1 protein-coding gene (only partly in view) is annotated in these 23,187 nt (G+C 67.5%); it reads left to right on the top strand.

All coding sequences use genetic code 11. The annotated features are described in order from the left end of the window. A protein-coding gene (locus E1288_RS40620; protein ID WP_132493996.1) for a DnaJ domain-containing protein crosses the window boundary here: on the top strand, nucleotides 1-23,066 show its 3' portion. 9,172 nt of this gene lie to the left of the window's left edge; only the last 23,066 of its 32,238 coding nucleotides appear in the window; its start codon lies beyond the left edge, outside the window; the stop codon is at nucleotides 23,064-23,066. Nucleotides 23,067-23,187: the final 121 nt, after the last annotated feature.

Raw genomic sequence — 23,187 nt, 5'->3', positions numbered from 1 at the left:
CGAAGGAGGACGCGAAGCGCTGGGAGCGCTTTTTGAAAGCGAAACTGGAGAAGGAGCTCGATCTCTGGTGGTCGAGTTCGGCGGAGATCGAAAAGGCCCTTGCCCGTGCTCGTGCTGTTGAGGAGCGTGAGCAGAAGGACGCGGAGCGCCGGGAGCGCCGTAAGAAAAAGGACCGGTGGAGTTGGGTGGAGGATGCCCTTCCGTCAATCCGCGAGGAGTTTGAAGCGGAGCAGCGTGAGGAGCAGCCTCGCCGCGAGGAAGAACGTGCGAAGGAGGACGCGAAGCGCTGGGAGCGCTTTTTGGAAGCGGAACTGAAGAGTGAGCTCGATTTCTGGTGGTGGACTCCGAAGGAGATCGAAAAGGCCCTTGCCCGTGCTCGTGCTGTTGAGCGGGCTCGTGGTTTGGGTGGTCGGTCGTCGGAGATCTTGTCGGATCCACACGCTCGGCAGGAGCACGACGACGAGCGCCGGTTCGGTTTCGGTGGTGCGTCGCCGGTGAGCGACGATGGCGGGGACGTGTCGGATGAAGACGACATCGATGAGTCCTGGACCGGCGGGGCTGGGGAGGAGTTCTCCCGCCCGAAGGGCGAGGAGCCGAAGACGTCGGGGGACACCGCTTCCGGCGCCCGCAACGACGCGCAGGACTCGGACTCTGCCGGCAACGGGCCAGGTGACCGGCAGGACTACGAGGACCTGGCCGACGACGCCGCGGCTGACAGCGTGCCCCGCGAACAGCGCTTCGCTGCGATGGTGAAGACGTACCGGGCCGCACGGGCCGCCGTCGCCGCGGGGGTCAACCCCGTCGAGTACCACGCCGACGGCATCCCCGGTGGCGTGAGCAGCCGGCCGGACGCCCGGTTCGGCACCGAGATCGAGTTCACCATCCCCGAGGAGCACTTCGACGCGGCGGTGCAGGAACTCGGCGCCGCGTTGCGGGACGCGGGTCTCGCCGACTGGCGCGACGGTCAGGAGCTGCCCTCCGGTCTCGTCAAGATGGCACCCGACCGCTGGCGCGTGGTGGACGAGGAAGCCCTGGAGAACGGGATCGAGGTGGTGTCGGACAAGTTGGTCGGCCGCCCGGACTCCTGGCAGCGGTTCGCCACCGGCGTCGACATCATCGATTCGGTTGTGCGGAAGTACGGCGGCTCGGTGGAACCGGGCGACGTGCACGTCAACGTCAGCTTCGAGGGCCAGGACTTCAGCCCCGAAGCCAACGTGGCACTGGCCGGCCTCGCCAAGGCACGTGAGCAGTCCCGGTACCGGATGGCGAACTCCACGATGGGAGGACAGCAGCGCGAGCTGAGCATGGCAGGCACGCTGCCGGTTCCACCGCGAGCTACCGACGTGCGAACCCCGGAGGACGTTCGCTCGCTCAACGCCAGCCGCAACGAGGACATCAACTTCGAACACATCAAGGGCGGGCCGAACGACCGCTGGGAACACCGGCTGCCCGTCGGCCGCGTGCACATGGGCGAGTTGCAAACCTGCGTGGAATTGGGCGCCGCGATGCCCGCCGCAGCGAACGACCCGGCGAAGCATGCCCGCATCGAGGAACTCCTCGCCGACCCGCGGTTGCTCGGTGACGAGACCCGTGCCCGCACCGAAGAGGAACAGCTGAACGACCTGCTGGACCTGCTGGAGGTGCTGCCGCTGAGCAAGGCGGCGGAGAAGCAGATCGTGCAGTTGTTCGCCGCCACCCAGCCGTGGCGCCGAAGCGGCGCGACGTATGACTTCCAGACGCTGGCCGTGCGCACCCGGGACGGGTTGCACTACCCGAGCCCTCACGAGGACGTGGGCAGGCTTGTCCAGCAGGCTCGGGACGCCCGGCCGAATCCCGATGAGCAGGTCATCAGGTTCACGCCCAGCCCGGACGGCGAGCAGATCACCCTGTGGGACGGGAAGAACTACACTCCTCGGTCCTTCGTGAACTACGTGCGCCTGCATCCCGGTTTCGACCAGGATCGCAGGGTCGTGCTGGAGATCGGGGACGCGGAGGCACCGTGGGCTGTCCAGGACGTGGCCCGGCTGCTCGGCAACGCCGAGATCCGCCAGCGCCCGGACTCCGCAGCAGTCCTGGAATCGGCGGAGCACACTGCGGAATTCGACGGCAGCACCACGACCGAAGCCGATCGCACGGCCCAGCCGGACACCGACGAGCAGGCCCGGTCGACGGAGAGCCGGCACGAGGTGAGCGGTTCACGGCCGGAGGCGCCTGAGGACACCGCGGGAAGCCGCGATGACGCCACCGCCGCGCAACAGCGCGACGAGAGCACGACCATCGAGAACCGCGATGGCGTGTCAGCGGAGCGGCGCGCCGAGACCGAGGTCGCCGAGGACCGTGACGGCACGACTGAGGAGCACCGCGACGCCACCGACGCGGCGGAGCACACCCCCACCACCGAGCCCGCCCGGGACGAGTCGTCCGCTCCGCGCGGCTGGCGGAAGCTCCTGCCGCGCTACCTGCGCCGCAACCGGGGTCTCGGTGTGGGCAAGCAGCTCACCCGCACCGAAGGCGCCGACCGGGTGGTCGCCGCCGCCAAGAGCTTGGCGAACGGTGCGCCGACCGCTCAGGAACTCGAGGGCCTGCGGGCGGCCGTGGAGAACGATTCCGAGTCGTTCATGGACAACGGCCGAGTAGTGACCTTGGGCGGGGAACGCGTCCTGGTCCGCGTCGAAGTGGACTTGTCGCGCGCCGAGCCGATCGACGCGAACGCGGGGACGAGTTCGGTGAGCGCCGAACAGGCGCGGGCCTCCACCGCCGGAACCTCGGCCGGCCGCACCGCGATGTCGCGGTGGTTCTACTTCGTCCCGATGGCTCCGGGCCTGTTCCTCACCGGCACCGCGAACGCGCCGACGGGCGCGTCGACCTCCCGCGGCCTCTCGCAGCGGAACTCGCATCTCGTGCGGACCAGCGTCTCGTTCCCGGAGAACCCGACGAGCGAGACCGGCTTCCAGGGAATGCTCCCGGTGCGCGCCCCGGCGACGTTCTTCCTCAGCCGGCTCGGCGACGACGGGAAACCGACCCTGCCCACGATGCGGGTCGGCCGGGTCGTGGGCCGCGACGACACCCCGGTGTCGGTCGAGCTGAGCGTGCCCCTCGGGCTGAACGGCGGCGGGACCGAGGTTCCGTCGCTGCCCTCGGAGCTGCCCACCTCGGGCGTCGAGCACGCCGAAGTCCACGAAGACCCGTTCGACGAGGTTCACAAGTACGTCGGTTCGTTGACGAAGGAGGGCCTGAGCACCCTTCGGGAGTTCGTCGGCTCCCGCAACATCAAGAAGCGCCTGCCGGAGATGGCGGTGACCCCGGAACAGGCCGCGCGGGGCGACGGCTGGGTGTCCTCGCCCGAATTGCCGCGGAAGCGCAATCCGCTCAAGAGGCTGTTCCGCCCCAAGAGCCAGCGGGTGCAGATGCGCCTCGTCGCCCGGCGCGTCTACTTCGACCAGGTCATCGACGGCTCGCACATCGAGAAAACCACCTCGAAGACCGCCGCCACCAAAGGCTCCCACCAGGCGAACCACGACGCGAGCTTCACGATCGCGGGAGGTCCCGTCTACGACGTCGGCGAGATATCGGTCGGCGCCGGTATCTCCACGGGCGGGGCGTACGGCAGCAGCCATGCGCAGGACCTGGACCGCGCGGAGGGTGCCGAGACCACCCGTTCCTACACCGGTTCGGTGACCCGCTACTACACCCGCTACGACTTGCAGGTCCGCAAGCCCGGCCATTCTCCGCTCAAGTTCGCCGGAGCCGTGAACGGCATCCACTTGGCGGAGCAGGCGGACGCGGAACGTGCCGGCATCAGCGCCGTCGCGGCGGGGAAGGCACCCGGACGCCAGGAACTGGCCGACACTGCGGTCCACGCGGCGTTGCAGCTCGACGAGGCCGCTGGACTGCTGAGCAAGATCATGCGGGACTCCACGGCCGAAATGCTCAAGTTCTACCGGTCGGAGCGGGTGCGGACCACCAAGTTCGGCACCGAGCTCGATGACCCCGACCTGGCCGACGGCATCTCCCCGAAGGACGAGCGGAAACTGGCCAGGGTCGAGAAGATCCGCGGCGAGATCACCGCCGAGCAACTGGCCCGCCACGCACCGGACATCCTGGCCGACCGCCGTCCACTGGTGCTGGACCTCGAACCGGAACCCGGGTTGGCCCACGACTACCACGCCTCGCTCAAGTTGCAGGCGAGCCTGGAAGGCGACCTGGAACCCCTGGACGGCCCTGCCGACGGCCCCATCACGGCCGAGGAGCTCTCGGAGGTGACGAGCGGCAGCTACACCAAGGGCCGGAACTGGATGCTCTCCGGCGGCATCATCGCCCGCGTGTACATGTCGATGTTGGGTGGGATGCTGACCATCAACCTCCCGAAGATCTCCTACCTTCGGTCGAGGACGTCCGGATTGGCTCAGGAAACCAAGATTTCCAGCGGCGGCGGCGTGCGCGGTTCGGAACTCGACGAGTCCGGCAACGTGCGGCCCGAACCGTTGCGGCGGTACCGGGCGCGAGTCAAGCTCAGCGTTTCCGGAAACCACTGGTCCCGGCACACCGCGCTGATCCGAGGCGTCACGTTCGGCCTCCCCGGGAAGAAAACCCCGCAGCTGAACCCGCTGACGATCGTGGACCCCTCGGCCGCCGAGCAGGGCCGCGAACCGGGCACGGTCATCGTCGACGTAGTACTCGAACTACCCGCCTCGTATCGTGTTCCGCGCGCCGACGTGGTACCGGTCAACCACACGCAGCTCAACGACATTTCGATCAACTGGAGCAACGAGCTCGGTCGCGGCTCGTCCCGAAAGCTCGACGGCGTGCAGATCGTGTCGTTCCACGGGCTGGAGCACGTGCGCAACAAGCTGCGTTCGCTGCTGGTGCATGCCTCGAACGACCCGATCTACCAGTTCGAGGACGGCGACAACTCCGGCCTGCGCGACCAGAAGTTCTCGTTGAGCGGCAACGAGTTCCTGCTGCACTGGAGCCGCAGGCGGACGGACGCGGAGGCCAAGGCCGCGGTGTCCTTCATGCTGCGCGACCCGGAGGTGCTCGAGACCGTCTGGCAGCCGTCGAACCGGTCGGCGGCCGGCGGCAGCACCACCAGCAGCGAACAAGGCGGCACCTGGACCGCGAAAACCCAGATCGAACCCTTCATCGGCCCGACCAGCGAGACCTCGGACGACATGCCCGGCACGATCACCCAGGGCATGGGGCTGATCCTGCACGAGGTGAGCCCGTGGGGGGTCAGCTTCGGCCGCGAGAAAGGCCACCGCACCACCGTTTCCCACGGGCGCTCGGTGTCCGGGGAGCCCCGCCGCATGCACCGGATCGTCGCCACCGCGGAGGCCACGATGGCGGTCGAGACGGTGGACTGGAGCAACCTGGACCGCTGGAAGCTGTTCAAGCCGAAGGTCGGCGAGGTCACCGCGCGCTCGGCCGTGTCCATTGCGCTGGCGCCCATCATGTCGCTGTTCAAGCCGAAGACGGGCCGGGCCGCCGAGCGCTTCGAACTGCCGCGCGCCGTGGAGGTCTGGGTCGACGACGAGCAACTGCACGAGATCCGGATCAAGCAGGCCGAGGAGGACGCGCGGCGCGCCGGGCAGGAACCGCCGGCGCCACGGGAACCGGACGCGCCGGCCGATGCCGACGGGCTCAGCCCCGTGCCGGAGGGGCACAACATCGGCGCCCCGAAGTGGGCCGACGGCGTCACCGAGCCGATCGACCTCTCCGAAACCATCGACAGGCTGCGCGAGGGCCTGGTGCAGCGTCTCGGCCAGGAGCGGGCCGACATGTTGTTGCCTTCCTTCTCGTTGGCGACCGAGCACGACAACCCCAGCGAGGTCAAGCGGTACCTGTCGCATGTCCAGGCATCCCTGGGCGATCTCGCCAACGGCGGCACCGGCACTCCGCTGCGGTTGCAGGACCGGATCACCGGTGAGACCTACGAGCTGCGGGTGGATGCCGAGCTGCTGAGCACGCCGACGCCGGCCGGGATCAAGCACGGCGGGCTGACCAGGGCCACCAGGGCGACCTTCCAGGAGAGCTCCAGCCGCAAGTTCACCAGGGTGCTGGCCGAGTTCTTCACCGTCTTGCTGCCCGCCGGGACGTTCCAGAACGAGTCCGCCGTGGCGGATGCCGCGGCGAAGCCCGGCGACCACGGCGCGGCGTACGCGAACCTCGGTTTCGGGCTCGGGCACGTGTTCGCATGGCTCAAGCAGACCCGAGGGACCAGGAGCGTTCGCACCACCGAGCTCGTGCACACCGAGACGGTGGAGGACGCCGTGCTGGCCGAGCACCGCGCGGACGTGTTGTTCGACGTGCGCATCGAGCGCCACGGCGAGCGCATCGCGGCGGCACCTGCCTGGCGCACCGTCACCGCGCACACCCCGATCGAGGACACCGCGGTTTCCGATGCCGGGGAGAAATCCCGCGGGGGCAACGTCGTCCGGCGCGCCGCCGAGGACGCCAACGAGCAGCGCCTCGCGGAGTGGCGCGCCGCCGACACCCCGGCGGCCCTGCCGGACGACCCGAACCAGTTCCGGGTGATGGACTTCAAGGGCGACGTCGCGGACCTGGTCCGCGCGGCGGAGCAGGCCATCGAAGCGGCGGGCGGCAAGGTGGACTCGCACACCCGCAGGATGCTGCGTGCCGAACTCACCCCGAGCCGCGTGAGCGCGATCCAGGGCATGTACGGCACCGAGGCGGCGCAGCTGGAGCTGCCGCCGGGTCTCGGGCTGAAACTGGGCGTGTACCCGAAGCTGCCCGGTCATGGCGAGCTCAGGGGCGTCAGCGACCGCATCCGCATCGCTGGCGCCAAGACGTCGCACGGCACGTCGGAGACGGAGGCCGGCTCGAGCAACTCGAACATGCTGGCGGCGGTCCCGTTGTTCGCGGCGGGCGTGCCCCAGCACCCGGACTCGGCCAACTACCCCGACCGGAAACCGTTCGGCTCGATGAGCGGCTGGGCGCTGATGATGGAGCCGCTTGGCGCCAGGCAAACCGGGCACGAGCACCGAGACGTTGACGAGACCGGTGGCAGCGAGCTGCCCAAGGCCGGTGAGAAGCCCGCCACGGACGGGATCACCAGCGCCTGGTTGCACGGCGCCGGTTTCCGGTTCGTCGTCGAGCCGACGTCCAGGGGCAGCTTGCGGCGCACCGCCGTCGTGGACGTCGACTTCGCGCAGGGTTACGAGGTCCGTCGTACGGACCGCAACGATCTGCTGTCCGAGCCGCTGGTCAAGGCGGCCAAGGAGCTCGCCGCGCGGGACGCGGAGTGGGCAGCGGCCCACGGCCGGTGGCGCGCTGCCAACCCGTTCGGGCTGGACGATCCGGACGGTGACCTGGGCACCCAGGTGGACGCCGAGTCCGCCTTCCAGGATGCCGCCGAAGCCGAGCAGGCCGCCGCGGCGGCGTTCTGGCAGGCGAAGCAGGTCTACGAGCAGGAACTGGCGCACGCCCGGCAGGCCCCGGGCCTCGGCGGCGTGGAACCAGACGCGCGCGTGGTGTTCCCCGCCGGCGCGGACCGGCTCCCGTTGGCAGAGCGAAGCAAGCTGTACCCGCTGGTGCGGCAGGTGTTGGCCGCACACGAGTCCGGTGCGCGACCGACTGTGCGGTACCGGGTGCACGGTGACGTCGAATCGTCGCGTGCGGCCGACGATTTCTCCGCCACCGCGAAGGAATTGGACCGCCTGCTCAAGCTGGCGCAGTCGACGACGCCGAGCGCCGAGCGGCTGGGCCGCAGCGACCTCGGCTTCGACGTGGCGCCGCACTTCGTGCGCTCCGAGGGGCCGACGGAGGTGGAGGTCTGGCTCGAAACGCCGGACCGCGCCTCCGTCGGGGAGTTCCGGGAGCGCTACCCGCAGCTGTGGGGCGTGAACGCGGAGAACTACCGGCAAAACCGGCCGGGGCACACGGAGAACTGCGGACTGGCGTTGATCGCGGCCGCGAAGACCCGCTCCGGCGGGGTCACGGTCGCGGCCGACGCCGGCGGTCCGGTCACCGTGGCGTCGTTGCAGGAGGAGTTCGGCGGGCAGGCCGTCGTGGCGACCCGCGACCAGGTCGAGGCGCACCTGGGCGCCCAGCCGGGTGCTTGGGGCGCGGTGTTCCTCCGCGGCCCGCGCGGCATGGTGCACGCCGTGCTCGCGGAGACCGGCGAGGACGGCCGCGTCAGGTACCCGGACGCGCACCAAGGCGAGATGGCCGAACCCGGACCGGACGACGTGGTGGGGTTCCTGCCGCTGACCGAGACCGGTGCGACGCCGTTGCGCGGCACGGAGCTGGCCCCGAACCTCCTGGTCGGAATGCCGAACCGGGATTCTGGTGGTGGGCGCAATCCGCGTCGGACCAGTGGCGGTGCTCCGAGGTCGTTGCAGCGCGAGGATGCGGGCTTGGCGTCCGATCGCGGGGGCGAATCCACGGCACAGGATTCCGTTGTTCGGGACAATCGGCGTCGGACCAGTGGCGGTGCTCCGAGGCCGTTGCAGCGCGAGGACGCGGGTCTGCCATCCGATCGTCCGGGCGAGTCCGCCGCAGGGGATTCCGGTCGTAGTGGTCCGTTGGTGCGGCGCTGGGACGAGGGCTTGTCTGGTCACGACTCGGCGCCGGTCGAGCGGGTCGCGGACCTGACCGTCGCCGAACCCTTCTCGGGCGTCCGCGAAGGTGTCGTCGACGGCACCTTCATCGGCGCCTTCACCGGCAAGGTCTACGGCGTGGTCACGACCCGTGCGGAGGGCACCAGGTCCGTGCAGGGCAGCAGCATCTCGGTCGACGACGCCATCATCCGCGGCACCATGATCGGCAGCTTCGAAGGCCTGGCGGTCGGCACCGTCCACGGCACCATCCGCACCGACATCACCCGGCCCGCGTCGGGCGATCCCGCTCCGGCGATCCGGTTCGGTTTCGACCAACAGGGCGCACCCGTCGTCTTCGACGCCCGCGACGTCGACGCCGAGGTGACGCGCACCGACGAGGACGGGGCGCCCGTCGTCAACCTCAGGCCGCAGGAGTCCGATGCCGTGCGCCAATGGGCGGCCGGGTTCGGGCGCATGCACGACGTCCTGCGCTCCCTCCCGGGCGAGACCACGTTGCGCGCGTCCTCGGTGCTGTTCCGCCCCGGAAGCTACGTCCAGGCACCCTGGCGCGATCCCGGCTGGTTCTTCGTCGAATCGGACGGCGATACCTTCTCCGTGCCGCTGCGCCGAGGCGAGCAGTCCGAAACCGTCGTCGTCGCGGGGGACGAACTCTGGCACGTCACCGAGAACCGGGGCTGGTTCGAGAGCCACGGTGACCCCGGAATCGTCCTGCTCCACGACCGCGACGAGAACTCCACGGGGCTCGGGCTCTTCGCCCGCACCGGTCATGAGGACGGCGGCGACGCCATCGTTTTCGGCCCACGGGGTCCGTACGGGCTCCTTCCCGCGAACGGGGAGGACCCGTCCGCGATCTGCGTCGGCGACAACCAGGGCTGGGAATGCCATCGCATCGGGGGAAGGCAGATCCACCACGAGGAAACACGTTTCTCAGCGGGGGAAATCGCTCAGATCTCCGCGATCGAACGAGCGCTGACCGGTGCGGAGCAGGCGGGGCCTGCACCGGGATCATCGCTCGCGCACCTGTTCCCCGAGACGCGGAGCGCGGACGGCGAGCTGCACAGCGGGTTCCGGCTGGACGACGGCCAGCCGTTCGAGTTCCGCAGCCGCGATGTCCACCGACTGCTCGTGGTGAACGCGCAGCGGCAGGCACGGGTCCTCAGCTTCGGCACCCAGCCCACGTCGCACGAGGAGCTGAGCAGGTGGGCGGCAGGCATGGAGCGGGTGCAGCACGTGATGCGCACGATGCCCCACGAGACCATCCCGCATGCGGCCCTCCACCCGGGGCGGACGAACGGGAACGTGCCGGCGCCCTGGACCGTTGATCCGGTCTGGCTCGCCATCGGCATCGATGGCGATCGCTTCCACCTCCAGGTGGAGCGAGGCCCAGATCTCGTCGACGTCGCCGTCTCCGGCGACATCTATTACCGGATCCTTCGCGAGATGCCCGAATACCGTTTGCTGCGCGCCTATAACTCCAATTCGGACATCGCCCTGCTCACCGACGACGTCGAGCAGGCCGCCACCGATCAACTCGCCGAAGCGGCTCAGCAGAACAACGATCCCGTCACCATCCACGTCGGAGGCGACACGACACTGGCCGTTCCGCCGGACCGCTCGCCGAACCCCGGCCGGTCCGCGATCACGGTCAGCCGCAACGGCGGCTGGTTCAGCTACCGCCCGGACGGCACCCTCGTCGACCGCGCCTACACCCGGTTCACGCCTGAGGAGATCCAGCAGCTCAGCACGTTGGCTTTGAACGACGTGGAGCCGCCTCCGCCTTACGTGGACCGACCGGCGAACCCACCCGCGTACGCCGACATCGGCCCCCGCCCGGTGGACCCACCCGCCTACGCTGAGGGTGCCGGGGCGTGGCCGTCGCTGCCCCCGGGGTCGGTGATCACCGCCGCTTCCTTCCCCGACGAGGCGAGTGCCGCTGCGTACTTCCGGGATCGCTATCCGGCATTGCGAGGGGTGAACGAGAACGGCTACGCGCGGGGTGCGGACGGACGAACCCAGAACTGCGCGCTGGCGTTGATCGCGGCCAAGCTGACCCTCACCGGGGGCGAGACGGTCGTTACCGACCCGGGTGGTCCGATGAAGGTCAGCTCGTTGGAGGAAGCTCTCGGTGCCACTGCGGTGGAAGCGACGTACGACCAGGTCCTGAGGCATACGCGCGACCAACCGGAGGGTTCCTTCGGGGTCCCGATTCTGAAGGGGAACCGGTTCGTGGCGCACGGCGTGCTGATCGAGAGCCGCGGAACCGAAGCCCCGGTATTCGTGGACCCGCACCGCGAGACGATCGCGGACATCGACCCGGACGAGGTCATCGGGTACATCCCGCTGCTCGACACCGGCGCGGCGCCGCTCGGCGGAAAGCGATTGGACCCGAGGCTCTTGATCGGGGCGCCGGCCGGGACCGGGAGGGGCGGCACCGATCCGCGCAGCGTGTTCGGCGAGCTGACCCAGCGAATGAGTCAGGACAGCACCGCTGACACCGGCGGTCGGCGGGCTCATGCCGAACCGGTCAGCGCCGACGTGCAGGCCGACGTCCGCGGCGCAGCGGATGCGGGAGGGCCCCACACCGTCGATTTGCCGACCGGGAAGCACGAGACGAGCCGCGGGCGGGAGTTCGACCAGATCGACTCCGCCGCGCTCGCCGACCTGCTTGATGTCGAGAATTCCGGCGGCACGAAACAGGTTTCGGGATTGGCCGAGAAGCACGGCATGAATCGCGAGTGGGCGCGGGACGTAGTCGTCCGCGCAGTGGGCGCGCGGTTGCGCGCGGCCGAGCCACCCGCTATTCCTGCCGTCATCGCCACCCTGTCCACGTGGGGTGTGACGGACCACAGGCAGGCCACCGGTCTGGTCGAGGCCGCGGCCATCGCCGAGATCCGGGCGGCCGCCGACGCCGGCAGCCCCTACGGCCGCTCGGATCTGGTCACCAAGTTCGGCGATCGCGATTGGGACGTCTCGGCCTGCATTTCCGCCGCGGTGGTCTTGGACGCGCGCGAGGCAGCGGCTTCTGGTCGGCCGCTCACTCCTGACGCGCTGGCCGGGAAACACCGGATCGAACCGGCCGAGGCGGAGAAGCTGATCGATGTCGCGGCGCTTGCGGACGTGCGCGAGGCGGTGGAAGGCGGCGGTTCTGTCAGCGTTGACGACCTGGCCGCCAGGTACGGCAGGAGCCGCAAGTGGGCGCATGCTGTGATCAACGCGGAGCCGTCCTGGCGGGGGCCGCTCGAAGATTCGCGGATCTCGCACGCGTTCCAGTTCACGAAGGACGTCATCCCCGCTCCGGCAAGCTCGGACGACGTGCGTGTGCGGGCGGCGGTGCGCGCGGCAGCGGATGCCGGAGAGCCGCGGACCGCGGAAGATCTGGCCGAGGAGTTCGGCAAGAGCCGCCAATGGGCATTCGACCAGATCCACGCTGTCGCGCACGCGGATGTGATCGAGGCTTCGGGACGTGGGCAGCGATACGACGCGAAGGCACTGGCCGAGAAGTACGGCATGAACACCCGCTGGGCGCATCGCCAGATCACCAACGCCCTTGCCGTGGCGCAATTCGTGAAGGCAAACGCCGTTCGCGACGCCCTCTCGGCTGCCGACGTCGATCGGCCCTACTCGGCAGAGGCATTGGCGGACCGGCACGGGATCAGCGTCGAGAAGGCGGCCGATCAGATCGCCTACGCCGCGAGAAGCGATGCGATCGACGCCATGCGCGATGGCGTGCCTTACACGCCGGCGGAACTGGCCCAGAGGTACGCGATCAGCAAAGAAGCGGCCCGGAATGCGATCCGAGCTGCCGCGCGTGCCACGGTGGAGCACTATGCCGGCAGCGAGCCGTACTCCGCTCGTGCGCTCGCCGGCAATTTCCGCATCAGCATCATGGAGGCCGAGCACGAGATCAGGTCCGCTGCGGTAGCCGAGGTACGTGCGACGGTCGGCCCGCACAACCCGGACGACGTGGCCAAGCGGTACGGCAAGAGTCGGCGATGGGCGGTCGACCGGCTCGCCTCTCTCCTGCGCTCCGACGCGGAGAGCGGTCTGTTCACCACCGACGAGCTGGCCGAGCGGTACGGCATCAGCCGTGAGGCGGTCGAGTACCAGCGTGCCCCGGGGGCGGTTTTCGCGGATGCGCGCGAGGCGCACAACAGCGGCGCTACCGCCAGTGCCGCGGACCTGGCGGACAGGCACGGCATCAGCGTCGAGGAAGTCGAGTCCGAGGTCCGTGCGGCCGGCGTGGCCGACGTGCGCGCCGCGCGGGACTGGATCCTCTTCGAGGACGGCGCGTTGATAGGAACTGGTGGCGAGGTCGAGCAGGTCAGCATTGCGCCTGGTACTCCGTTGCGGCTCAGTTCCGTGATGAAGAGGCACGGTCTCACTCGCGAGCAGGCGATTTTCCCGGTAGCGGCCAACCTGGTGTCCAATTTGGCCAACGGGAACTTCAACCGCGAGAGTTCCGCTGCGGACTTCGCCGCGGAGTACGAGGTCAGCGAGGCGGAGGCCGAGGTGCTGATCAACACCGCCGCGGAGGGCGAGGTCGCGAATGCGTGGCTGTCCCGTCGCCCGATTGCCCCGGACGTTCTCGCCGAGAGTTACGGCAGGACTCCGGAGTGGGCCACCGAGCGGATCGAAACCGCGGTGGTCAACGAGCTGCGCCACAAGGGTGCTCAGGTCCCGGCCCAGGTCCCGGAACCGGCCACGTACCTGAGCAGAGTGGCCGCGAGGTCCGGGGTGGTGGACAACCAGCGGGCGCTGGATCTGGTCAATGCTGCGGCTCTGGCGGATGTGCGCGCTGCGGCGGATCGAGGGGCGCCGTACACGGCTGCGGAACTGGGCAGGAGGTACGGCCTGGTCGCCCGGTGGGCAGCCGATCGGATCGCGGAGGTCGTGCAGGACGATGTGCGCGCTGCGGCGGATCGTGGCGAGCTCCGCACCATCGATGAACTCGCCAGGAAGTACGGCATCGATCAGAAGGCAGCCGAGGAGGCTGTGGTGGCGGCCTTCTTCGCCGATGCACACGCGGCCCGCGAGCGCGGTGAGCCGGGTGAGGTCGAGGCGTTCGCCAGGCGGTACGGCATCAGCCCCGAGACGGTGGAACGTCACATCGATGGCAGCATGCGGGCCGATGTGCGCGCGGCTGCGGAACGCCGTGCGCCTTACACCAATGACGCATTGGCGACGAAGTACGGTGTGAGTCATCAGCGGGTCATCGCGCAGATCGAGGCCGTCGCGCTCGAACACGTGGCAGATCTTGCGGCGACCAGGACGGGTCCGGAAATTGCGCAGTTGGTCGAGAGGTTCGGGCAGAACCGTGAATGGGCCAAGCGCATCAGGCGCGATGCCGCGCTGGCCGGTATTCGGGCGGCGGCGGAGCGCCGCAGTCCGTACGGAATCGACGACGTCGAAGACAGGTACCGGATCAACACGGACGAGATCCTGGACCTGATCGGGGAGCTCGCGCAGCCCGATGCACGCGAGGCGGCGAAGAACGACGCCCCGTACTCCATTGAGGAAATGGCCGGGAGGTTCCACCCCTTCAGGTCCCCCCTCTCCAACTACCGGTGGGCGCGCGGCGTGATCGCTGCAGCGGCACGAGCCGATGTGCGCGCCGCGGCGGATCGCGGCAAGCCGTACACCCCGACGCAACTCGCCGAGCGGTACGGCATCGGCCGTCGGGAGGCCGAGTACGAGATGTCCGAGGCTGCGCTCGCCTATGCGCGCGAGTCCCGGAACGCGGGGGACCCCAGCACCGCGGATGAACTCGTCGCGCTGTTCGGCATCACCCGCCGGCAAGCCGAAGCCCACGTCAACTACGCCCATCACGTTCCGGTGGATACCGATGTGGAGTCCGATTCGGAGTTCGATGCCGGTGTGCAGTCCGATTCAGAGTCGGATTCCGATTGGGACATGGATGACGATCCGGATGTTCCTCTGCTGCAGGTTTCGGACTCCGATGACGACGCGGACAGCGACGTGCAGCCCGACCCGGAACCAGCCGAGGACGACGCGGACACCGGCATGCGGTCCGATTCGGAGCCCGAGAACGACGCGGATGACGACGCGCAGTCCGATTCGGAGTCCGATGACGGCTGGGACTGGTCGTACACCTCGGAATTCGTGGTCTCGGCCAACAGCTTCCCCGACGAGGAGAGCGCTGCCGCGTACTTCAAGAAACACTTCCGGCGACTCCGGGGAGTGAACAGGGGCGGCCCCGCTCCGGGCGTGCCCGGGCGGAGCCAGAACTGCGGTCTGGCGTTGATCGCGGCCGCGCGGAGGCTCGCCGGTGGTGTCAAGGTCATCGCCGAAGAGGGCGGCCCGATGAACATCAGGGCGTTGGAGGCCCGCCTCGGGGCCGATGTCCAAGCGGTGGAAGCGACGTACGACGAGGTCCTGAGCCACACGAACATGCAGCCACCCGGCTCCTATGGAGCCGTGATCCTGCAGGAGCGCGTGGAAAGCGATCTGGTGCACACCGTGCTGGTGAAGAGAGGTGCGGACGACCAGATCCTCTTCGCGGACCAGCACGGCGAAACGATGGCGAACTTCAACCCGGGCAACGTCATCGGGTACATCCCGCTCGTCGAGACCGGCGCGGCGCCGATGGAAGACCGGGTGCGGCTGGACCGGAATCTCTTGGTCGGAGCACCGGCCGGCGCGCCCGCGTCGAGCCGATCCGGCCGGCCGTCGTCTTCCGGGCGCTCGGCGGATCCCGCTCGGACCGTCCCGGTGCGGACCGGTTTCGTGGATCCCGATGCCAAGGTGCGGGTGCGGGACAGGAAGACGGGCCAGGAGATCAAGGTCCGGATGGGCGACCTCGCGTACCAGCAGATGCGGGGTACCGGCCACGGCGTGTCGTTCAGGCGCGAGAAAAAGTACGACTTGAGCGGCGACTACCTCCGGACCATCAAGACGATGCCCGGGGAAAAGCCCGCCGAAGCGGCACAACACCCCAACCGTCCCGGAACCACGACCGAGCAGAACACCTTCCACGTCGACATCGATCACGACGTGAAGAGCTACGTCATGAGGTTGCAGAACGGTCGTTCGGTGGACGTCGAGGACAAGGCCCTCGGTGCCATCCTGATGAACCTCAGGGATGTCCAAGACCTCGCCGCCAGCGATCCCGATCTCAAGATCCGGTTGCTGACCTCGGACAACGTGGACCTGGTGAGCACTGCCAAGAGGCTGGCGAAATCCGGGTTCACCGGCGCGGTCGAAGGAACCCACGGCAAGGTGTCCCAGCTCCCGGACGGCCGCTTCGGCGTCTCCGACAACAAGGGCTGGATCGAATACCACAACGGCGAGAAGCGCCGAGCCGGCAAGTACTCGCCGGGCAACATCGCCAACATCAGGTTCTTCGAGCACTTCCTCCCAGATGCCTCGTACATCCTGGACGCCGACGAGCCACTCGTCGGAAGAAGGTCCTCGGATGGCAAGGAGTTCACGTTTTACGCGCACGAAGTGGAGGCCCGCAAGCTCACCAGCGACAGCACCGGATGGGAACGGGTCAACGGCGTGACGCTGTCCCCTCCCGAAGAGCGGCACATCGACGAGGAACTCGCCGGCAAGCTCGACGGCATGGCTTCTGTGGCGCGAACCAGGTTGAACGAAGACAATGCGGGAGTTTTCGTCCGCAACGACGGAAGCCTCAACGATCTGTACAGCAGCGATCCGTTGAAACGGCTGGCGCCCAGTCCGTTCCCGCCCGCCACTACCACGCTCACCCACCCCGACACCGGTGCTCAGGTCCAGGTGAAGGTAGGCCCGAACCTCTTCGCCGGACACGGCCGCGCGGATTACGCCGGGCTCCTCATCAGCCGCGACGGTGAGGAAATCGAGCTGCAGGTGTCCGGGTCCACGCTGACCAAGGTGCAGTTCCAGCGGGAAGAGTTCCACCGTATGCACGCGGCGAACCCGAACGGCCGCATGCTGTTCATGTTCTGCCACGCCGCTGAGGGCGCGGAGACCGGTTTCGCGAACCGCCAACCCGAGCAAGCCGCGACGCTGTTGCGGGACTCGGTGGCGACAGCGCGCGAGCTTGGCTTCAAGAACATCTACGACGCCGGCCGGGGTGTCGTATTCGCGAACAACCCGGTCACTGCCGCGAACAACGCGGGCTGGGCCAGCAGCTACCTCGCCAAGGACGGCCGCGACTTCATCAAGGTACACACGAGAACCCAGTACAGCGCAGCAGAACTCAGCAGCCTTCCCGAGTACACGCCGCACTCGAACACCGGATCCAGCTCCGCGCAGCGGCACGGCGGCCCCACGCCCGAAGGCTTCGACCCGAGCCTTTACCGGCGCGGCCGGGCGAATCCCCACCAGACGGTTCCGGTGCTGGCCGATTTCCTGGACCCCAACCTCACGGTGGCGGCGTACCACGGAGACCAGAAGGTCAGGATCGGCATGACCGACCTCGCGTACCACCGGATGCGCGGGGACGGGGTCGGCATAGCGTTCACCCGCGACAGCAGGTACGTCCTGAGCGGCGGCTACCTCCAGACCATCAAGACGATGCCCGGCGAAACGCCCGGCAGTGCCGCACAGCACCCCAACCGGCCCGGAGCCGATGCCGGGGAATCCAGAAACGTCTTCCACGTCGACAACGACATCGACAGCTCTGGGCGGTACTACGCCATGCCGTTGCGAAACGGCGGTTCGGTGAACATCGACGGCACGGGGCTCGGCAAGATCCTGATGAACCTCAGGGGGATCGGCGATCTCGGCTACAACGATCCCGACCTCAAGGTCCGGTTGCTGACTCCGCACAGCAGGCAACTGGAGCGCGTTGTCCAGCAGATGGCGAAGTCGGGCTTCAGGGACGTGGTCGAAGGACCCCAGGGAGAGGTGTCGCAGCTTCCGGACGGCCGCTTCGGCGTTTCCGACAACAAGGGCTGGATCGAGGACCCCTCCAAGCTCTTGCACCAGGTCACCGGCAAGTACTCACCCGGCAACATCGCCAACATCGAGTTCTTCGAGCACTTCCTCCCGAACGCCTCGCGCATCCTGGACGCCGACGAGCCATTGACCGGAACCCTGGATGGGTCGGAGTTCGAGTTCTACGCCCACGAAGTGGACGCCCACGAACTCACCAGCAGCAGCACCGGATGGATGCGGGTCAACGGTTTGACGCTGGTCCCCGAAATGCTGCAGGTCGACCAGGACTTCGCCGCCAGGCTCGACTACGCGTACCACGTGTTGCGAACCAGGCCGAACGAGAACAACCTGGATGCCTTCGGAGGAACCGACACGAAGTTCAGCCAGCTTTACGCGCACGATCCGTTGAAGCGGCTGGCGACCAGTCCGTTCGTACCTGTCCTCACCACTCTCACCCATCCGGATACCGGTGCTCAGGTCCAGGCGACGGCGGGTCCGAACCTCTTCACCGCGCACGGCCTCAAGAAGTCCGCCGAGCTTAAAATCACCCGCGGCGGCAGGAGCTACAAGCTGTCGGTGTCCGGGGCGACCTTGACCAAGGCGCAGTTCCAGCGGGAAGAGTTCCACCGCATGCACGCGGCGAACCCGAACGGCCGCATGCTGTTCATGTTCTGCTACGCCGCCAAGGACACGCAGTCCGGCTTCGCCGACGGCCAACCCGACGAAGCCGCGACGCTGCTGCGGGACTCGGTGGCGACCGCCCGCGAACTCGGCTTCGACAACCCCTACATCGCCGGCCGTGACCTGGTGATGGTGAACAAGATTCCGCTCGCCTCGAACAACGCGGGCTGGGTCACCAGCTACCTCCGAGGAGGCCGTGAATACATCGAGGTCCACGGGGAAACCCGTTACAGCGCAGAAGAACTAGCGAAGATCCCCAAGTTCGTACCGAAACCGAATTCCGGCCCCAGCAGCACAGCTCGGGGCGGGTCCGTACCGGTGTCATGGGATTTCGTGGACCCCGATGTCACGGTGCAGGCATGGGATGACAAGGGCCGGAAGACCAGAGTTCGGTTGGCCGACCTCGAGATCCACCAGATGCGGGGGTACGGACTCGGTGTGTCGTTCACGCGCGACAACAAGCTCGACGTGGGCGATAGTGATGACCAAACCGTTCCGACGATGCCCGGCGAAACGGCTGCCGAGGCCGCAAAGCACCCCAACCGACCTAAAATAGCGCCCGGACGAACCAAGAACGTCTTCAACATCGATATCGAGATCGACGGAGAGAAGTACGTCACGCCGTTGCGGGACGGCAGTGACGTTCGCGTCGACGACGAAGGCATCGCGACCATCCTGATGAACTCCGAGGAGTTCCGGTCGTTCTCCGATCACGGTCAGCACCTCAAAGTCCGGATGTGGACCTCGCGCAACGTGCTGCTGGAGCGCACCATCGGGAAGTTGGCGGGACTGGGATTCAAGAACTCGCTCGAAGGAACCCTGGGCGAGGTGTCCGAGTTGCCGGACGGCCACTTCGGCGTGTCCGACAACCAGGGCTGGACCGAATACGATCACGGCGGAAACAGGCAGGTCCACAACAGGTATTCGCCGGGCAACATCGCCAACATCGAGTTCTTCGAGCGGTTCCTCCCGAATGCCTCCTACATCCCGGACGCCGACCAGCCGTTGACCGGAATCGACCTGGACAGCGGCGCGGAGGTCAAGTTCTACGCACACGAGGTGCAGGTGGACGAGTTCACCACCAAGCGCACGGGATGGAAGCGGGTCAACGGCCTGACGCTGGCCAACGAAAACCTGGCCAGCGACCAAGAGTTCGCCGACGAGCTCGACATCACGAAAGCCGTGGTGCGAACCAGGCCGAACGAGAGCGGCGAGCAAGCGTACGCCGACAGCGGGGAGAACTTCGGCAAGCTGCACGGCAAGGATCCGTTGAAGCGGCTCGCGCCCAGTCCGTTCGCGCCGGTCACCACCACGCTCACCCACCCCGACACGGGCGCCCAGGTCCAGGTGAAGGCGGGCCCGAATCTCTTCGTCGGACACGGCCACAAGGAGTACGCCGAGCTCCTCATCAGCCGCGGCGGCAGGACCATCAAGCTGGGAGTGTCCGGGGCGACTCTGACCAAGGTGCAGTTCCAGCGGGAAGAGTTCCACCGCATGCACGCGGCGAACCCGAGCGGTCGCATGCTGTTCATGTTCTGCCACGCCGCTGGGGGCACGGAGACCGGTTTCGCGAACCGCCAACCCGAGCAAGCCGCGACGCTGCTGCGGGACTCGGTGGCGACAGCCCGCGAATTCGGCTTCGAGAACGTCTACTACGCCGGCCGGGATGACGTGGGGGTGGCTCAAATGGCCACCGTCTTCAACAACGCAGGTTGGGCCAGCAGTTACCTCAAGAACGGCCGCGAACACATCGAGGTGCACGAGGAAACCCGGTACAGCGAGAAAGAACTCAAGAAGACCCCCAAGTTCAAACCACGCCTGCTCTCCCGTCTCATCGGCTTCACCAGGCACGGCTCCGCCCACCAGACCGTGCCGGTGCGCTCCGATTTCCTGGACCCCGGTCTCAAGGTGCGGGCGTGGGACGGGGACCGGGAAACCACCATCCGGATGACCGAACTCGCGTACGCGATGATGCAGCAGAAACGCGGGGTGTCGTTCACCCGCGCCAACAAGTTCGACTTGACCGGCGACTACCGTCGGACCATCAAGACGATGCCCGGCGAAACGCTCGCCGAAGCGGCACGACACCCCAAGCGCCCCGCTCCGACGACCGAGCAGACCAAGGACCTTTTCCACGTCGACATCGACAGCGCCGGGCCGGGCCGGAAGTACGCGATGCCGTTGCGGGATGGTCGTGACGTGCGCATCGGCAGCGATGGCCTCGCCGCCATCCTGATGAACTTCGGCGAGTTCCGAGTTCTCCGCCGTGTCCCTGGCGTCAAGGTCCGGTTGCTGACTTCGCACAACGCGGAGCTGAACGCCACTGCCAAGCAGCTGGCGGACTCGGGCTTCAAGGGCTCGGTCGAAGGAACCGAGGGTGAGGTGTCCCAGTTGCCGGACGGCCGCTTCGGCGTGTCCGACAACCAGGGCTGGACCGAGTACGACCGCAGCGGAAAGAGGCAGGTCAACAACAAGTTCTCACCTGGCAACATCGCCAACATCAAGTTCTTCGAGCGCTTCCTCCCGAACGCCTCGCACATCCTGGACGCCGACCAGCCGTTGACCACGCGCTTCCGCGACGAGGTCGGGTTTCGCGAGGTCAAGTTCTACGCAGACGAGGTGGATCTCAAGCTCACCACCAGCACGAGCACCGGATGGGAACGGGTCAACGGCCTAACGCTGGTTCGCGGCCAGGGGCCGGCCGACGAGTTGGTCGCCGGGAATCTCGACAGCATGGATTCCGTGGCGCGAACCAGGCCAATGGAAGACGGCGTGGACGCTCTCCGCAACGAAGACGGAATCGGCTCCGTGGATCTGCATGACAGCGATCCGCTGAACCGGCTGGCGCCCAGTCCGTTCGCGCCGGGCATCACCACTCTCACCCATCCCGACACCGGTGCTCAGGTCCAGGTGAAGGTAGGCCCGAACTACTTCACCGGACACGGCAACAAGCACAGCGCCAAGCTCTACATCGGCGGCCTCGAGCTGGCGGCGTCCGGGGCGACTCTGGCCAAGTGGCTGTTCCAGCGGGAAGAGTTCCACCGCATGCACGCGGCGAACCCGAACGGCGGCATGCTGTTCCTGTTCTGCCACGCCGCCACGGACACGAAAACCGGCTTCGCGGACAGCCAGCCCAAGCAAGCCGCGACGCTGCTGCGGGACTTTGTGGCAACGGCCCGTGAACTCGGCTTCGACAACGTCGTCTACGCCGGCCGGGATGTCGTGGCAGCGAAGGTCCCGGTCATCGCCTCGAACAACGCGGGCTGGGTCAGCAGCTACCTCAAGAACGGCCGCGAGTACATCGAGGTGCACGGGGAAACTCAGTACAGCCCGAAAGAACTCAAGAAGCTCCCCAAGCTCAAACCGGGCTTGCTTTCCCGCCTCATCGGCTCTACCCGCCGCGGCTCGACGAATCCCGGCCGGATCGTGCCGGTGCGCTCCGATTTCCTGGACGATTTCCTGGACCCCGATGTCACGGTGCGGGCGTGGGACGGAGACCGGGAGACCACCATCCGGATGACCGACCTCGCGTACGCGATGATGCGGGGGAACGGACATGGCGTGTCGTTCACCCGTGCCAACAAGTTCGACTTGACCGGCGGTTACCGCCAGACCATCGCGACGATGCCCGGCGAAACGCTCGCCGAAGCGGCACGACACCCCAAGCGCCCCGATCCGGCGACCGAGCAGACCAAGGATGTCTTCCACGTCGACATCGACAGCGCCGGGCCAAGGCTGAAGTACGCGATGCCGTTGCGGGATGGTCGTGACGTGCGCATCGGCAGCGATGGCCTCGCCGCCATCCTGATGAACTTCGGAAAGTTCCGACTCGCCGTCGTCGCCCCTGGCGTCAAGGTCCGGTTGCTGACATCGCACAACGCGGAGCTGAACGCCACTGCCAAGCAGCTGGCGGACTCGCGCTTCATCGGCTCGGTCGAAGGAACCGAGGGCGAGGTGTCCCAGCTGCCTGACGGCCGCTTCGGCGCGTCCGACAACCAGGGCTGGACCGAATACACCAATCGCTGGACTAGCCAGGTCAACAACAAGCACTCGCCTGGCAACATCGCCAACATCGAGTTCTTCGAGCGCTTCCTCCCGAACGCCTCGCACATCCTGGACGCCGACCAGCGATTGACCGGAATCGACCAGGCCAATGGCAAGGAGGTCGAGTTCTACGCACGCGAAGTGGAGGCTTTCGAGCTCACCAGCACCAGCACCGGATGGGCACGGGTCAACGGCCTGGCGCTGGATCTCGGCCAGCAGCTGCTCGACAAGTTGCTCGCCAAGAAACTCGACAGCATGGGTTCCGTGGGCCGAACCAGGCCCATGGAAGACGGCCCGACGGCCTTCCGCCACGAAGACGTGCACCGCCGGGATCCGTTGAAGCGTCTGGTGCCCAGTCCGTTCGCGCCGGTCACCACCACTCTCACCCACCCCGACACGGGGGCTCAGGTCCGGGTGAAGGCGGGCCCGAACCTCTTCACCGGCCACGGCAACAGGAAGACCGCCGCGCTCCGCCTGAAACGCGGCATCAAGCTGTCGGTGTCCGGGGCGACCCTGACCAAGGTGCTGTTCCAGCGGGAAGAGTTCCACCGCATGCACGCGGCGAACCCGAACGGCCGCATGCTGTTCATGTTCTGCCGGGCCGCCGAGGGCACGGAGACCGGTTTCGCGAACAGCCAACCCAAGCAAGCCGCGACGCTGCTGCGGGACTCGGTGGCAACAGCCCGTGAGCTTGGCTTCAAGAACATCTACGACGCCGGCCGGGATGACGTGTTCACGACCATTCCGGTCACCGCTTCGAACAACGCGGGCTGGGTCAGCAGCTACCTCGACGAGGACGGCCGTGAACGCATCAAGGTGCACGGGGAAACCCAGTACAGCGCGAAAGAACTCAAGAAACTCCCCAAGCTCAAACCACGCTAGTGTGCTCCGCCGGAAGTCCACTATCTAATTGTAGGATGCGGTGATGGCAGGTCGCGGACGGCCCAGGGCCGAGTTGGTGCTCACCGATGATGAACGTGAGACGCTGCAGCGTTGGGCACGG

The organism is Saccharopolyspora elongata (assembly GCF_004348985.1).
GTDB classification, from domain to species: domain Bacteria; phylum Actinomycetota; class Actinomycetes; order Mycobacteriales; family Pseudonocardiaceae; genus Saccharopolyspora; species Saccharopolyspora elongata.
The sequence above is the reverse complement of the archived record's forward strand: the minus strand, read 5'-3'. Positions and strand labels throughout refer to the sequence as shown.